The organism is Methylosinus sp. PW1 (genome assembly GCF_000745215.1).
GTDB lineage: Bacteria > Pseudomonadota > Alphaproteobacteria > Rhizobiales > Beijerinckiaceae > Methylosinus.
This window is the reverse complement of sequence record NZ_JQNK01000009.1, coordinates 154244-168910: the sequence shown is the minus strand read 5'-3', so window position 1 is coordinate 168910 and position 14667 is coordinate 154244. Positions and strand designations below refer to the sequence as shown.

Sequence of the window (14667 nt, the reverse complement as noted above, 5' to 3'; positions counted from 1 at the left end):
TGACGCTTTACGCGCCGCCGCGCGAGTCGGCGGCGTGCTCGCGCGATTTCGCCTCGGCCTCGACGCGCGCCAGATTGAGGAAATAGGCGAGCATGGTGAGCTCGGACCGGTCCGCCATCGTCGCCAGCTCGCCCGCCATTTGCGCGATATAGACGGCGAGAGAAGCCGTCGACGCTTCATGCGCGTCCATCTCTGCAGGGGCTGCTTTCGCGCTCTTCGACATCGGCTCCTCGCATCGGCGCAATGGATGACGGCGGCGATTTGGAAGTTCAACTTACGGTCGTAAAATGCCTCGTCATCGACGGCTTGTCAACGTGACCGCAACTATGTCGTCGCGATTTTTTGCCTTGAACGCCACGCCTATAGAGGCAATTACGGACGCCTTCGCAAAGCTGCGCAATACAACTAAAAGTTTTCATATCGATGACCCTCCGGCGCGGCGGGAGCGTTAACGGAGGGTTTTTTTTGACGCTCGATGGTCTGGACGGCCGGTAAGCGCGCCTTAGTTCCCCTTCACCTGGGCCGCGCTTCTCTCAGAGGAGCGACGGCATGAACGGGAATTTTTCAAAGAGGCGCGAGTTGAGCGACCGATGAGTTGGGGGACTGATATGTGCGTTGGCTTCTCTTCACCGACCGCGCTCCTCCCTGCGCATCTGGTCGTCTGCGCCGTCGCGTCTGCCGTAACTGAATGAACGTCTGCGCCGGCGCGGATCGCGCCGTGACGAAAGGTTCCGGTCGCCCGCTGCGGGCGGCGGGAAAGGGGGGCGAGAGCCACGAGGAGGCTTGAGTCATGAGCAAGGTTGTGAAGTTGTCTCTGCTGGGCGCCGCTGGCGCCGTGATCGGCATCGCCGCGCCGGGCGTCGCTCTGGCCGGACCGGTCGGAATGGCGAATGTGGCGTCCGTGTCGCTTCCGGCGGCGACGGACGAGGTCCACTATCGTCGCATTCATGCGGGCCGTTCCGCCCATTATTGCCCGCCGCGCCGCATCGAGCACCGCACGGTCTATGTGCGTCGCATCATCGAGCGTCGCACCGCCTACTATCCGCTGTATGAGCGTCGCACCGCCTATGTCGCGGCTCCGGTGGCGACGGCTGTCGCCGTGCCGGTCGTCGCGGCCAGCTACGCCTATCCCTCCTATGGATATGGCTATGGCTATGGCGGCCCGGGCATCATCGGCGCCGGCGCCGGTCTTCTCGGCGGCGCGCTGAACATCGGCTTCGGCGGCGGCGGCTGGGGCGGCGGCTGGGGCTGGCGTCGCGGCTGGTGGTGAGCCGGCTCGTCTAGCCTCCCGTAGCGAGGCGCCCCAGCCTGTCTAGGGCGCCTTGCAGAATATAGGCCGCGGCCATTCTGTCCACGACCTCGGCCCGCTTTGCGCGCGAGACGTCCTGCGCCAGCAGCTCTCTGGTGACGGCGGCGGTGGAAAGCCGCTCGTCCCAGAAGGCGAAGGGCGTTCGGCGCATCGCGTCGAAATTGCGCATGAAGGCCCGCGTCGCTTGCGCCCGCGGGCCTTCGGACCCGTCCATGTTGAGCGGCAGGCCGACGATCAGCGCGGCGATTTCATGCTGCGCGATCAAGGCGACGAGCCGCTCGGCGTCCTTGGTGAATTTCACGCGGCGGATCGTCTCGAGCGGCGTCGCGAGGCGGCGCTCGACGTCCGACAGCGCGAGCCCCACGGTCTTCGTTCCGACATCGAGCCCGATCAGCCTGCTTTTTTGCGGCAGCAGAGCGGCGAGCTCCTCGAGCGTCTTTTGTCCGGCGGTCATGCCGATTGGCCTAGCACGACGCGCGGCTTTCTGGAAATCCGGCGCGCTCGTTGCATGACGGGCGGACGCGCGCATTGCGCCCTCGAAGCCGCGAGTGGTATAGCGCGCGGGACGAAGTCGGAACGGAGCTCCATAAAATGTCCGTCGATCAGGCGACTGTCCGCCGCATCGCCCATCTCGCGCGCATCGCCGTCGAGGACCAAGAGGTCGAGCGCCTCGGCGCGGAGCTCAACGCAATATTGGATTTCGTCGCCGAGCTGTCGAGCGTCGACGTCGAAGGCGTCGAGCCTTTGACCTCTGTTCTGCCCATGCAAATGAAAAAGCGGCAGGACGTCGTCACCGACGGCGGCTTCGCCGACGCCATTCTGGCCAATGCGCCGGAAAAGGACGACCATTATTTCGTCGTGCCCAAGGTCGTGGAATAAGCGCCTTCCGCAAAGACGAGCGACGCCCGCCACATGCGGGCCTTTGAATAAGACACGAACGAGCGAAACGCATTCATGTCCGATCCTACGCATTTGTCCCTCGCCGAGGCGCGTGACGCGCTCGTTGCGAAGAAGCTGTCGGCGACGGAGCTGACCAAGGCCCATATAGAGGCGATCGAGAAAGCGCGCGCGCTCAACGCTTTCCTCACCGAGACGCCCGAGCTCGCGCTCGCGGCCGCGCAGGACAGCGACGCGCGCATCGCGCGTGGCGAGGCGCGTCCGCTCGAGGGCCTGCCGCTCGGCATAAAGGACCTCTATTGCACCAAAGGCGTGCGCACCACGGCGGCGAGCCGCATCCTCGACGACTTCACGCCCACATATGAATCGACCGTCTCCGCCAATCTGTGGCGCGACGGCGCGCTGATGCTGGGCAAGCTCAATCTCGACGAATTCGCCATGGGCTCCTCCAATGAGACCAGCGCCTTCGGCCCTGTCGTCTCGCCCTGGCGCCGCAAGAAGGGCGAAGGGTTCGACGACGCCAAGATCGTTCCCGGCGGCTCGTCGGGCGGCTCGTCCGCCGCGGTCGCCGCGCGTCTCGCGCTCGGCGCCACGGCGACGGACACGGGCGGCTCCATTCGCCAGCCGGCGGCTTTTACCGGCACTGTGGGCATAAAGCCGACCTATGGCCGCTGCTCACGCTGGGGCATTGTCGCTTTCGCCTCCTCGCTCGATCAGGCGGGGCCGATCACGCGCACGGTGCGCGATGCGGCCATCATGCTGCGATCCATGGCCGGCCATGATCCCAAGGACACGACCAGCGTCGATGCGCCGGTTCCCGATTACGAGGCGGCGATCGGCGCCTCGGTGAAGGGACGGCGCATCGGCATTCCCAAGGAATATCGCATCGGCGGGGGCGCCGAGATCAATGCGCTCTGGGATCAGGGCGTCGCCTGGCTGCGCGACGCGGGCGCCGAGATCGTCGAGATTTCCCTGCCGCATACGCGTTTCGCGCTGCCGGCCTATTACATTATCGCGCCGGCGGAGGCCTCCTCCAATCTCGCGCGCTATGACGGCGTGCGCTACGGCCTGCGCGAGAAGGGCCGCGACATCGCCGACATGTATGAGAAGACGCGCGCCAAAGGCTTCGGGGCCGAGGTGCGCCGCCGCGTGATGATCGGCGCCTATGTGCTCTCGCATGGCTATTACGACGCCTATTATGTGCGCGCGCAGAAGATCCGCAGTCTCATCAAGCGCGATTTCGACGAGGCTTTCGCAGCCGGGGTCGACGCCGTGCTGACGCCGGCGACGCCTTCCACCGCCTTCGCGCAAGGCGAGAAGGGCGCGGCCGATCCCGTCGAAATGTATCTGAACGACATTTTCACCGTGACGGTGAACATGGCCGGCCTGCCGGGCATTGCGGTGCCGGGCGGCCTCGGCGCCGACGGATTGCCGCTCGGCCTGCAGCTCATCGGCCGCCCTTTCGACGAGGCGACCCTGTTCTCGCTCGCCGCGGCGCTGGAGAGCGCTGCGCCGAAGATCGATTTCCCGCAGCCCTGGTGGACAGAGGCGAAATGACGCGCAGAGCAGAGGCCGCAAAGCGCGAACCGCGCGACGAAATGTCGGACGTGCGCGCCACCATAGACGCGCTCGACGACGAGCTCGTCGCTCTGCTCGCCCGCCGCCAGCGCCAGATCGAGCGCGCCGCGGCGGTGAAACCCTCGCTCGGGATTCCCGCGCGCGTGCCCGAGCGCGTCGACGAAGTGCTGGCGCGCGTCGCTGCGGCGTCGCAGCGCGAGGGGCTCGAGACCGAGCTGGGCCAAGCGCTGTGGCGCGCGCTGATCGAATGGTCGATCGGCTATGAAGAGCGGCTGATGGGCGATCGCGAGCAAAGCGAGACGCCGTCCGGCGCCTGAGCCGTCATTGCTGGGAGCGGAGCGGCGACGCGCGATCGAGGGGCCATCGGCCCCTGGATTGCTTCGCCCTCGGCTCGCAATGACGAGCGTCGATCTTAGATGTAAGCTTCCCTCAACGATAGACACGGTTCGAGGACGAAAGACATGAACACGCGCGAGACGCAGCCGAGCAAGCTCCTCAAAGGCGCGACCGGCGACTGGGAAGTCGTCGTCGGCATGGAGATACACGCCCAGGTGACGAGCAAGGCCAAGCTCTTCTCCGGCGCTTCCGCGGAATATGGCGGCGAGCCCAATAATCATGTCTCGCTCGTCGACGCGGCCATGCCGGGCATGCTGCCGGTCATCAATGAGGAGTGCGTCAAACAGGCCATTCGCACCGGGCTCGGCCTGCAGGCGCAGATCAATCTGCGTTCCGTGTTCGATCGGAAAAATTATTTCTATCCCGATCTGCCGCAGGGCTATCAGATTTCCCAGTACAAGCATCCGATCGTCGGCGAGGGCGAGGTCATCGTCGATGTGACGCCCAGCGAGCGCATCACCGTCGGCATAGAGCGTCTGCATCTCGAGCAGGACGCCGGCAAGTCCATCCATGATCTCTCCGCCACCGAGAGCCATGTGGACCTCAACCGCTCCGGCGTCGCGCTGATGGAGATCGTCTCCAAGCCGGACATTCGCTCGGCGGAGGAGGCGCGCGCCTATGTCTCCAAGCTGCGCACCATTCTGCGCTATATCGGCTCCTGCGACGGCAATATGGAGCAGGGCTCGCTGCGCGCCGACGTGAACGTTTCCGTGCGCAAGCCCGGCGCGCCCTTCGGCACGCGCTGCGAGATCAAGAACGTCAACTCCATCCGCTTCATCGGCCAGGCGGTCGAGGTGGAGGCGCGCCGCCAGATCGGCATTCTCGAGGATGGCGGCGTCATCGCTCAGGAGACGCGCCTCTTCGATCCCGGCAAGGGCGAGACGCGCTCCATGCGCTCCAAGGAGGAGGCGCACGACTACCGCTATTTCCCGGACCCCGATCTGCTGCCGCTGGAATTCGATCAGGCCTATGTCGACGCGCTGAAGGTCGAACTGCCGGAGCTGCCGGACGAGAAGCGCGCGCGCTTCGTCGCCGATTACGGCCTGCCGCCCTATGACGCGGGCGTGCTCGTCGCCGAGCGCGCGAGCGCGGACTTCTTCGAGGAGGCGGCGAAGGGCCGCGACGCCAAGCTCGTCGCCAATTGGGTGATCAACGAGCTGTTCGGCCGCCTCAACAAGGAGGGGCTCGACATTACGCGCTCGCCCGTGTCCGCGCAGGCGATCGGCGCCATTGTCGATCTCATCTCCACCGGCGTCATCTCGGGCAAGATCGGCAAGGATCTGTTCGAGATCGTCTGGCAGGAGGGCGGCGATCCGCGCGAGATCGTCGAGACGCGCGGCTTGAAGCAGGTGACGGACACGGGCGCGATCGAGAAGGCGATCGATGAGATCATCGCCGCCAATCCCGACAAGGTCGCGCAAGCCAAGGCGAAGCCGACCATGCTCGGCTGGTTCGTCGGCCAGGTGATGAAGGCGACTGGCGGCAAAGCCAATCCGCAAGCCGTCAATGACTTGCTGAAGAGCCGTCTCGGCGTCTGAGACGCTTTGGGCAGAGCCGAAACTCGAATCACCGGCGGCGTCGATTCGATCGAATCGACGCCGCGTCATGGCCGCAGCGCGGCTATCGCGAGACGCGGCGCGCGCGCTGCGCACAATTTTTTTTTCACATGGTCGGCAGCGCCGCGAGAGCGCGCACGACGACATTCGCAGAGGCGGCGCCGGCGTCGTCGCGAGTGGGTCGAGACATGCGAAGCGATCGTCTTCGAGCGTCGGCGACAGCGTGAAATGCAAGCGCGAAATCTCTCATCGTCATGCGCACGGCTTCTCGCCGATGCGTTGCGCGCAATTGCGCGCATCTCCTAGTCATTGAAGGAAAACAATAGATTGAATGCTCTCGTCGAGGGTCGCGCAGTCTGCGCCGACATCTCGGCGCGGCGGCGTTCGCGATGCGAGACGCGTCCTTCGAGCGCCGCTGAAATCGCATTCGACATGCGTCTTCCGCGCTGCCTCACGCGTCGTTTTCGACATGCGTTTTTCTGTTCATCGGCGCGCGCATTCGTCGCCGTCGCGCGCTATGCGACATCGCATTCGCGAGCAATTCGTGAAAGCGCCACTTGAACGACTATTTAACCACGTTACGCTATTGCGGCCTATTGTCGGTCATAGCGACATTCCGACGATATGGATCAAGGGGACTGAAGATGGCGAAACCAACGACGAAGCGTAAGCCTGCGAAAAAGGCGACCGCGAAGAAGGGTGCTCGTAAGACTGCGACCAAGAAGGCGGCGACCAAGAAGGCCGCGACCAAGAAGGCCACCGCCAAGAAGGCTACGCGCAAGGCTGCTTCGAAGAAGGTCGCCCGCAAGACCACGCGCAAGACGGCGACGAAGAAGCGCGTTGCGACGAAGAAGCGCGTCGCTACGAAGAAGCGCGTCGCGACGAAGAAGCGCACTGCGACGAAGAAGACCGCGACGAAGAAGGCCGTGCGCAAGGCGCCCGTCAAGCGTCGCGCTCCGCGCAAGGCCAAGGAAACTCCTCCGGCTCCCGAAAGCTCGGAAGCGGTCTGACGAAAGACCCGCGGCCCGAAACGCGTTCGCCATGCGCAGCCGATCCACCTCGCATCGTGAACGCGTTTCGCAGCATTTCTCGCCCGGGCCGGCTCGGCCCGCGCTCCTTGCTCCCGCTGATCGGCTTTCTTTCTCTCGCGCTTTTCCGGCCGACCTCGACGCGAGGTCCGCGACGGCGGGCGAGACCGCTCCGTCAGGCCGTCAACGGGTGAGACATCTGGTCGCGAAATCGCGCCAGCTCGTTCCCGCCGTTCGACCTTCCTGCCTGATCTTCATCCATTGTGTGGCGCATTGGCGCATGCGCTCGCGCGAGGCGCGCGGCAGCGAGGGCGGCGGCGTCGATGTGTCGAGCGGCGGCAGCTCCTGCGGCGTCACGGGCGGCGTCTCCACTGCCGGCGGCTGCGGCGCGCGCTGCTCCGGCGGCCGCCTCGGCGGCGCAGGCGCGCGCGGCGCGCGTCGCGCGGCCGCGTGCGGCGGACGTTCGCTGGCAGACTGTGGCTGAGGCGCTGCGACGACAGCGGTCGCGCAGAGCGAGGCGACGATCGCGGCAAAGGCGCTCCGCGATGAAGAGAGAGCGCCGGAGTTCACGCGTTCCGCCATCGGCTCCCATTGCTCGTCGCGGGGCGTCCGCGGATGCGAGCGCGGCCTCGGAGGTGACGACGGCTCTAGACCGGAAGGCGGCAGGGCGTCAATGTTGGGACGTTTCGCAGTCTTCCCATTGCGGCGAGCGCCATGCTAGGCACGCTCCGCCGCCGCGTGCGCCTTTCTCGCCGCGGCCGCGCTGGAGGTCGCGCCAATGGATTCTCCCGTAAGCAAGCTCACCGCGGCGTCTGCGCGGCTCGCGCTCACCGCGCGCCCGCGCCGCAATCGCAAGAGCGATTGGGCGCGCCGCCTCGTGCGCGAGACGCGGCTCTCCGCCGACGATCTCATCTGGCCGCTGTTTCTGCTCGATGGGGCAGGGCGCTGCGAGCCGATCGCCTCCATGCCGGGCGTCTATCGCTATTCGATCGACACGGCGCTGGAGGCGATAGAGGAGGCAGCCTCGCTCGGCGTGCCGGCGGTGGCGCTGTTTCCCAACACTGATCCGGCGCTGCGCGATCCGCATGGCTCGGCCGCGCTCGATCCCGAAAATCTCGTCTGCCTCGCTTGCGGCGCGATCAAGAAGGCGGTTCCGGGCATAGGCATCATCACCGATGTCGCGCTCGATCCCTATACGAGCCATGGTCATGACGGGCTGCTCGTCGGCGATGAGATCGTCAATGACGAGACCGTCGCCGTGTTGACGGCGCAGGCGGTCAATCAAGCGCGCGCCGGCGCCGATGTCATCGCGCCCTCGGATATGATGGATGGCCGCATCGGCGCGATCCGCGCCGCGCTCGACGCCGAGGGCTTCGAGAATGTTCAGATCATGAGCTACGCGGCCAAATACGCCTCGGCCTTCTACGGACCGTTCCGCGACGCCATCGGCACCAATAAGACTCTGCGCGGCGACAAGCGCACCTATCAGATGGACCCCGCCAATAGCGACGAGGCGCTGCGCGAGGTGGCGCTCGATCTCGAGCAGGGCGCCGATATGGTGATGGTCAAGCCGGGCATGCCCTATCTCGACATCGTGCGGCGCGTCGTCGACGCTTTTCATGCGCCGACCTTCGCCTATCAGGTGTCGGGCGAATATGCGATGATCGAGGCCGCCGCCGCCAATGGCTGGCTCGACGGCGAGCGCGCGATGATGGAGAGCCTCACCGCCTTCAAGCGCGCGGGCGCGGCGGGCGTTCTCACCTATTACGCGCCGCGCGCCGCCGCCTTCCTGCGCCGCGGCTGAGGCCGCGGCGCCTTCCGGCTCTCACCATTCGGCTTTCACGAGCGGCAGCTTCTGCTTCAGACGCGTGAGAAGATCATTCAGGCTCTGGCGATTGGCCTTGTCGCAGAGCTGAGCGTCGAGATCGGCCTGCACCGATTGCGACAGCCACCAGCTCATCGACACTTTCGACATGGACAAGGTCTGGCCCTTGAAGCGCGCGCAGGTCGCGTCGAGCAGCGGATCGTCGCCGCCGTCTGCGACCAGCACGGGCGCGACGCGCACGCCGATCTGGAAGAAGCTCGCCGTCATATCGCCGGCGTAGCGGTCGGTGTCGGCGTTCATCTCGACGAGGCTGCGCTGCGCCAGCGCCGCCTGCTCGGCCGCATGGCCGGCGCGCGTCGCCAGCAGAGCGTCCACGGGCGCGGCGACGAGGCCGAAGAGATCAGAGACGAAGCTCACCCCCGGCGCGCCCAGCCGCGGCGTACCGGCCGCGCGTGGCGGCAGCGTATCGTCGGTGAGCGCGCCGACGGGATCATTCTGCACCCACAGGATCAGCGGCGTGATCCCCTGGCCCTTCAGCGCGCGCGCCACATCGAGCGCAGAGGCGAGGCCGGCATTGTCGAAATAGCCGCCGTCGACGATGCGGTCGCCATGGGAGGCGTCGTCCTTGGCGCGCAGCGTTCCCGCCGGCGAGATGACGGGGAAGCGCGCGCTGAGCAGCGCCGCGGTGGAGAGAAGAATGTCCGGCCCGTCGCGCAACGCCGCGACATCCCTATCGCCCTGCGCCGCGGCCGGGCACATGTCGCCCTGCGGCGTCTTGCAGGGCGTCGAGATCATCTCGAAGAAATCATAGGCGGCGGGATAGAGCGGCGCGCGCGAATTGGTCGCGGGCGCCGGGCGCGTCGAGATCAGATCGGTTCCGATGATGCGCGTTCCGCTGTCCACCGACGTGCCGTTGAGCAGCAGCAGCGGCGCCCATTTGCCCGCCGGCGTCGCGCGCGCATAGCCGAGGCGGCGGCACATGCCGGTCGCGGCGCCGCTCGCGCAGGGCTCGCCGGTCTGGATCAGCTCGCCGGTCCAATAGTCTTTCTTATAGGCGGGGTTGGTCACGAAGTCGTAATGACGCTCCCAGGATTTCTCGAGCAGAGCGGCGCGATCCTCCATCCAGCTCTCCTCGCCGAAGAAAAATTTGCGCGGCGAGAAATTGTCGCGAAAGCCGAGGCCGACGAAGGCCGGCGAGAGATAATCGCCGGCGACCAGCAATTGCAGGCAATCGCGCCAGCTCTTGGTCGGGTCGCGATGCTCATGCGCGCCGATCCAGACGCGCGCTGAATTGACGCAGGGCGGCGTCGGCGCATCCTTCTCCGCCGCGTCGGCGAGAGCGGCGCGGAAGATCGCCGAGCCGAAGGCGCCGCCGGAGACGCCCGAGAAGGCGAAGATGCGGCGGCCGGGCGAGCCGAGCTGCGGCGCATCGTGGAGGTCGCCGTCGCGATCGATCAAATGGCCGATGACCGTGGCCGCCATATAGGCCGCGCGGCTGGCGCCGCCTTCGGCCGCGACGATCAGCGCCGGCGGACATTCGGTCTCGGTGCAGCCATTGGCCGTCTTCCAATTGCGCACCGCCTCGGTGATGTCGATCTGCCGATCCGCCTTCGAGGGCGCGCCGGAAGCCGCGGGCAGGGCGCGCACGTCGTCGAGATGCGTGTTCGCCGCCGTTATGCCGGCCGCGAAGAGAATGGCGATCAGCAGCAGCGGGCGGCCGGTCTCATAGCCCTTGCGCACCAGCCAGCTCGCGCCGAGCACGAGGCTGCCGAGCAGGAAGGGAACCAGCAGCGCGCGCGGCGCATGGTCGGATAAGAAGAAGGGCCAGATCAGCGCCGAGACGAACACCGCCATTGTGGCGTGCAGCGAGGCGAAGGTGAGCCAGCGCAAATCCATGCTCGCGCCGATGAATTTGGCGATGCGCTGGCGCTTGGCGACGAAATAGACGAAAGCGACGGCCGTCGCCGCGTCGATCGCCAGCAGCGCATAGATCTGGTCGCGCGTCGCCGTCGCCTCGGGGAGAATGGCGGCGTTCTCGATCGATGCCTGCGCGCCCCAGAGGCCGAGCGCCACTGCGACGAAAGGGATCAGTCCGAGGAGGCGCGGCGTCCATAATATGACATGTCCGAAGCGTCGGCGCACATGGTCGCGGACCGAGCGAATGTCGTTGTCGCGCATCTCGACACGCAGCAGATAGGGGATCATCCAGGCCGAATCGGCGTCCTCGAGCACGCGGCGCGCGCCGTAATGGATGGGGAAGGCCCAGACCAGGAAGATCGCGGCGAAGACGCTGAGCCAATAATGCGCTCCGAAGAGCAGCGCGTCGAAGGAGCGATCCGCGAACAGATTCTGCGCCTGATCGACGAGGCCGAAGAGGAGAAGGCCGGCGAGGGCGCTGACGACGCTCACGCGGCAGGCCCAGAGAATGCGCAATATCCAGTAGAAGTCCGTCTTCCACTGTGGCGCGGGCGCCGTCACCTCCGCGTGAATTTCCGCTTTCGTCTCGAGCAATTGCGACATGATGCTCTCCATTGAAAAGGGCGTGTCCGGACCGTCGCGGCCCGGCGGGAAAAGCTGTCTCGAAGTTTACGCTAGGTCACGACAGTGACAAGACGGCCACGCCCGCGGCCAGATTGCGCGGCGCGAGGCGTCGTCGGGGTGGACAAAGCGGCCGTCCCGTGGTTTGGCTGTGCATCGCCGCTTCGGGCCGCCGGTCCGCGGCGCCGCTCTTCGACCCTCTCGCGACTGTTCCGCCCATGCCCGGCCGCATGACACGCTTTGTGATTATTTCGTGTTGTCTTTGCGTTATATCCGGCGCTCAAGCGGATTTTCGCCTATGCAACAACACGACGAACAGGGTGAGCGTGTCCTTGGCCTATACGGACGGACGCAATTGGCTGTCGGAAGGGTGGTGGAATTTGCGCGCCTCCGCCTGCGAGACGCTGTTGCGCGGACCGCTCGCGGCGCAGTACTACTACGTATATGCGATGGACGAGCGCGGCGGAGAGTGGAAGGGCAAGGCGTTCATGTGCACGCGCGATCGCGAGTTCCGCATCGATGGGCGAGAGGACTGCTTCGCGCGCGGCTTCGACCGCACGGGCTTCTTCGAGATCGACACGGGGCGCGACGCCAAGAACTGGACGGTGCAGCTCACAGATCCGACGCCGTCGTCGACTCAGTGACGAAGACGGCCGCGCGGCTCTGACAAAGAAGGATTGGGCGAGAAAATGAGAAGGTTGCGGCGCGTGAAGATCATCGCGACGCTCGGTCCCGCGAGCGTCGAGAAGACCGTCGTGGCCGGCCTGTCCACGGCCGGCGCCGATGTGTTTCGGATCAATATGAGCCACACCGATCATGCCGGGCTCGCCGCCTATGTGCGCATGATCCGCGAGATCGAGGCCGAGACCGGCCGCGCCATCGGCATATTGGTCGATCTGCAGGGGCCGAAGCTCCGCATCGGCGCCTTCGCCGACGGGCCGGTGCATCTGCGCAAGGGCGATCATTTCGTCCTCGACGCCGATCCGACGCCGGGCGACGCCGTCCGCGTGCAGCTTCCGCATCCCGAGATTCTGCAGGCGCTGAAGATCGGCGACGCCATTCTGATCGATGACGGCAAGGTGCGGCTGCATGTGGTCGAGACCTCGGACGACATGGCCCGCGCCGTCGTCGACATCGGCGGCCGCGTCTCCAACCGCAAGGGCGTCAGCCTGCCGGACACGGATATTCCGATCACCTCCATGACGCCCAAGGACCGCGCCGATCTCGACGCGGCGCTGATCGAGGGCGTCGATTGGGTGGCGATCTCCTTCGTGCAGCGCGCGGAGGACGTGCTCGAGGTCAAGCGCGTCGTCGGCCCGCGCGCGCTGGTCATGGCCAAGATCGAGAAGCCGCAGGCCATCGCCCGGCTGGACGAGATCATCGAGCATGCCGATGCGCTGATGGTGGCGCGCGGCGATCTCGGCGTCGAGGTGCCGCTCGAGAAGGTGCCGAGCCTGCAAAAGCGCATCACCCGCGCCGCGCGCCGGCTGGGCAAGCCGGTCGTCGTGGCGACGCAAATGCTGGAATCGATGATTCTCGCCCCGCTCCCCACCCGCGCCGAAGTGTCGGACGTCGCCACCGCCGTCTATGAGGGCGCCGACGCCGTCATGCTCTCCGCGGAGAGCGCCGCCGGCCAGTTCCCGATCGAGGCGGTCGCCACGATGAGCCGCATCGCCGAGGAGGTGGAGACCGACGGCGTCTATCGCTCCATCCTCAACGCTCAGCGCAATGCGCCGCCCAATCCCACCGCCGCCGACGCTATCGCCGTCGCCGCGCGCGACGTCGCCGAGACGCTGGACTCCATGGCCATTTGCGCCTGGACGGCCTCCGGCGCCACGGCGCTGCGCATCGCCCGCGAGCGGCCGCGTCCGCCGATTTTGGCGCTGACGCCCAATCGCGACACGGCGCGCCGGCTGGCGCTGGTCTGGGGCGTCCATGCGCTGGAGACTCAGGACGCGCGCGATGTCGAGGATATGGTCGATCGCGCCAGCGTGAATTCGCTGGGCGAGGGCTTCGCCGCGCCGGGCGACCGCATCATCATCGTCGCCGGCATGCCCTTCGGCTCGCCGGGCGCGACCAATATGGTCCGGCTCGCGCTGGTCGGCGAGAAGAGCGGCGCCTGATGTTCGGCTCGGCCTCCGCGCGGCTCAGGCCGGCGCGGTTGCCGACGACCATTCCATTATCAGCGTCGGCCGGCCCGCGAGGCTCGGCCGGCCTTCGCCGACTCTCACGAAGCCTTCCCGCTCATAAAAGGCGATCGCGCGCTCATTGTCCTGATTGACGTCGAGCCGCAGCCGCGCGGGCGAGAGGCTGCGCGCCGCCTCGATCAGCGCCTCCGCCGCGCCGGAGCCGAAACGCTCAGGATGCACGCAGAGCTGATCGAGCCAATGCGACGCCGGATCGACGGTGACGAAGCCGACGAGAATCCGCCCGGCGCCCTCGAGCAGCAGCAAAGTGCGCGCGCCGCCATGCTCCAGCTGAACGATATGATTCTTCAGCCAGTCGCGGCGCGCCTCGAAATCAATGTCCGCATAGGTCCGCCGCCAAGCCGCGACCCAGAGGTCGGTGAGCGCGGCCCAGTCCGAATCGCGGCGCGCGACGATGCGCGGGCCGGTTATCGGGCGGCCGTCTGTCACGCGCGCGCCTTGCGCACTGTGTCGAGCAGGAGGCGATGTATGGTCTCATTGCCGGCGCAGATCGCGCCCTTGGGCAGCATGTCGCCGCCGCCGTCGAGATCGCTGACGAAGCCGCCGGCCTCCCGCACCAGAACAATTCCGGCGGCGATGTCCCAGGGCTTGATGCCGCGCTCCCAATAGGCGTCGTATCGACCGGCGGCGACGCCGGCGAGATCGAGCGCGGCGGCCCCCATGCGGCGGATATTGCCGGTCTTGGCCATGACGGCGGTCAGCTCCGTCTGGAAGAGCGCGTGGCGGTCTACTGCGGCGAGAGGGGGAATTCCGCAGGCGATGAGCGAGTCGCCGAGCGACTTGCGCGAGGCGACGCGCATGCGCCGGTTGTTATGATAGGCGCCCTGGCCCTTCTCGGCGACGAACATATCGTCGGTCGCCGGATTATAGACGACGCCGGCGACCAGCTGGCCCTCCCGCTCGAGCCCGATGGACACGGCGAAAATCGGGATTCCGTGCAGGAAGTTGGAGGTGCCGTCGAGCGGATCGATATGCCAGGTGTGGGTCTTGTCGCTGCCCTCGACGGCGCCGCTCTCCTCCATGAGAAAGCCATAGCCGGGACGGGCGCGCGACAATTCCTCGAACACGACCTTTTCCGCGCGGCGGTCGGCGGCGGAGACGAAATCGCCAGGGCCTTTTACGGACACCTGCAAATTCTCGACCTCGCCGAAGTCGCGCTTCAGGCTGCGCCCGGCCTTTATGGCGGCGGCAGTCATGACGTTCATCAATGCGGATCGGATCATGGAGTCCTGAAGAATGGCGCGTGTGGGGGGAGGTGGGGCGAGGCCTCAAATGACAGGCCGGCGGCGGGCGCGTCAAGCATTCACTGACGTCCCGTCCGCATTCGCAGCGC

Annotated in this window: 15 protein-coding genes; 10 read left to right on the top strand and 5 right to left on the bottom strand. The window is 66.5% G+C overall.

Annotation, left to right across the window (positions count from 1 at the left end; genetic code table 11):
* Positions 1-7: 7 nt before the first annotated feature.
* A complete protein-coding gene (locus K369_RS10180) occupies positions 8-223 on the bottom strand; it encodes a hypothetical protein (RefSeq protein ID WP_084570630.1) in 216 nt (71 codons plus the stop codon).
* A 567-nt stretch (positions 224-790) separates the two neighbouring features.
* Between K369_RS10180 and K369_RS10175 the strand changes: the two genes are divergently transcribed.
* On the top strand, positions 791-1270 hold the full coding sequence (locus K369_RS10175; protein ID WP_036290858.1) for a hypothetical protein: 480 nt from the start codon (positions 791-793) through the stop codon (positions 1268-1270).
* 10 nt (positions 1271-1280) lie between these two features.
* Here K369_RS10175 and ruvX read toward each other — a convergent pair whose 3' ends face one another.
* Positions 1281-1763 carry a Holliday junction resolvase RuvX gene (gene ruvX, locus K369_RS10170; protein ID WP_036294778.1) on the bottom strand — a complete coding sequence of 161 codons (483 nt, stop codon included), beginning with the start codon at positions 1761-1763 and terminating at the stop codon, positions 1281-1283.
* Positions 1764-1900: 137 nt separating this feature from the next.
* On the opposite strand from ruvX, the gene gatC reads away from it, so the two are divergent.
* The 7 genes from gatC to hemB all read left to right on the top strand — a co-directional run bounded on the left by gatC (position 1901) and on the right by hemB (position 8568).
* Positions 1901-2188: an Asp-tRNA(Asn)/Glu-tRNA(Gln) amidotransferase subunit GatC gene (gene gatC, locus K369_RS10165; RefSeq protein ID WP_026598791.1), complete on the top strand. Its 288-nt coding sequence runs from the start codon at positions 1901-1903 to the stop codon at positions 2186-2188.
* 75 nt (positions 2189-2263) lie between these two features.
* Complete coding sequence (gatA, locus tag K369_RS10160; RefSeq protein ID WP_036290812.1) at positions 2264-3763, top strand: Asp-tRNA(Asn)/Glu-tRNA(Gln) amidotransferase subunit GatA; 1500 nt, start codon at positions 2264-2266, stop codon at positions 3761-3763.
* On the top strand, positions 3760-4101 hold the full coding sequence (locus tag K369_RS10155; RefSeq protein ID WP_051949196.1) for a chorismate mutase: 342 nt from the start codon (positions 3760-3762) through the stop codon (positions 4099-4101). Before gatA ends, K369_RS10155 begins: the two co-directional genes overlap by 4 nt.
* Positions 4102-4245: 144 nt before the next feature.
* The gene (gene gatB / locus K369_RS10150; protein WP_036290810.1) at positions 4246-5718 is read left to right on the top strand and encodes an Asp-tRNA(Asn)/Glu-tRNA(Gln) amidotransferase subunit GatB; all 1473 of its coding nucleotides are present in this window, start codon (positions 4246-4248) and stop codon (positions 5716-5718) included.
* A 662-nt stretch (positions 5719-6380) separates the two neighbouring features.
* Entirely contained in the window at positions 6381-6746 is a 366-nt protein-coding gene (locus K369_RS10140; RefSeq protein ID WP_036290806.1) for a hypothetical protein, read from the top strand.
* A 208-nt stretch (positions 6747-6954) separates the two neighbouring features.
* The gene (locus K369_RS26425; protein ID WP_156967841.1) at positions 6955-7248 is read left to right on the top strand and encodes a hypothetical protein; all 294 of its coding nucleotides are present in this window, start codon (positions 6955-6957) and stop codon (positions 7246-7248) included.
* A 294-nt stretch (positions 7249-7542) separates the two neighbouring features.
* Complete coding sequence (hemB, locus tag K369_RS10130; RefSeq protein WP_036290801.1) at positions 7543-8568, top strand: porphobilinogen synthase; 1026 nt, start codon at positions 7543-7545, stop codon at positions 8566-8568.
* A gap of 21 nt (positions 8569-8589) precedes the next feature.
* Here hemB and K369_RS10125 read toward each other — a convergent pair whose 3' ends face one another.
* On the bottom strand, positions 8590-11109 hold the full coding sequence (locus K369_RS10125) for a patatin-like phospholipase family protein (protein WP_156967840.1): 2520 nt from the start codon (positions 11107-11109) through the stop codon (positions 8590-8592).
* 236 nt (positions 11110-11345) lie between these two features.
* Between K369_RS10125 and K369_RS10120 the strand changes: the two genes are divergently transcribed.
* The gene (locus K369_RS10120; RefSeq protein WP_245278167.1) at positions 11346-11771 is read left to right on the top strand and encodes a DUF1036 domain-containing protein; all 426 of its coding nucleotides are present in this window, start codon (positions 11346-11348) and stop codon (positions 11769-11771) included.
* Positions 11772-11816: 45 nt separating this feature from the next.
* Positions 11817-13250 (top strand): pyruvate kinase, encoded by a 1434-nt coding sequence (pyk, locus tag K369_RS10115; protein WP_036294770.1) that lies wholly within the window; start codon positions 11817-11819, stop codon positions 13248-13250.
* Positions 13251-13274: 24 nt separating this feature from the next.
* Here pyk and K369_RS10110 read toward each other — a convergent pair whose 3' ends face one another.
* Both K369_RS10110 and K369_RS10105 read right to left on the bottom strand, forming a co-directional pair.
* Complete coding sequence (locus K369_RS10110) at positions 13275-13763, bottom strand: GNAT family N-acetyltransferase (RefSeq protein WP_051949195.1); 489 nt, start codon at positions 13761-13763, stop codon at positions 13275-13277.
* On the bottom strand, positions 13760-14557 hold the full coding sequence (locus tag K369_RS10105) for an inositol monophosphatase family protein (RefSeq protein WP_026191276.1): 798 nt from the start codon (positions 14555-14557) through the stop codon (positions 13760-13762). Before K369_RS10105 ends, K369_RS10110 begins: the two co-directional genes overlap by 4 nt.
* Positions 14558-14667: the final 110 nt, after the last annotated feature.

Coding starts and splice junctions, on each gene's coding strand:
- K369_RS10180 (WP_084570630.1), bottom strand. CDS start 223: ATGTCGAAGAGCGCGAAAGCAGCCCCTGCAGAGATGGACGCGCATGAA.
- K369_RS10175 (WP_036290858.1), top strand. CDS start 791: ATGAGCAAGGTTGTGAAGTTGTCTCTGCTGGGCGCCGCTGGCGCCGTG.
- ruvX (WP_036294778.1), bottom strand. CDS start 1,763: ATGACCGCCGGACAAAAGACGCTCGAGGAGCTCGCCGCTCTGCTGCCG.
- gatC (WP_026598791.1), top strand. CDS start 1,901: ATGTCCGTCGATCAGGCGACTGTCCGCCGCATCGCCCATCTCGCGCGC.
- gatA (WP_036290812.1), top strand. CDS start 2,264: ATGTCCGATCCTACGCATTTGTCCCTCGCCGAGGCGCGTGACGCGCTC.
- K369_RS10155 (WP_051949196.1), top strand. CDS start 3,760: ATGACGCGCAGAGCAGAGGCCGCAAAGCGCGAACCGCGCGACGAAATG.
- gatB (WP_036290810.1), top strand. CDS start 4,246: ATGAACACGCGCGAGACGCAGCCGAGCAAGCTCCTCAAAGGCGCGACC.
- K369_RS10140 (WP_036290806.1), top strand. CDS start 6,381: ATGGCGAAACCAACGACGAAGCGTAAGCCTGCGAAAAAGGCGACCGCG.
- hemB (WP_036290801.1), top strand. CDS start 7,543: ATGGATTCTCCCGTAAGCAAGCTCACCGCGGCGTCTGCGCGGCTCGCG.
- K369_RS10125 (WP_156967840.1), bottom strand. CDS start 11,109: ATGTCGCAATTGCTCGAGACGAAAGCGGAAATTCACGCGGAGGTGACG.
- K369_RS10120 (WP_245278167.1), top strand. CDS start 11,346: ATGCCCGGCCGCATGACACGCTTTGTGATTATTTCGTGTTGTCTTTGC.
- pyk (WP_036294770.1), top strand. CDS start 11,817: ATGAGAAGGTTGCGGCGCGTGAAGATCATCGCGACGCTCGGTCCCGCG.
- K369_RS10105 (WP_026191276.1), bottom strand. CDS start 14,557: ATGATCCGATCCGCATTGATGAACGTCATGACTGCCGCCGCCATAAAG.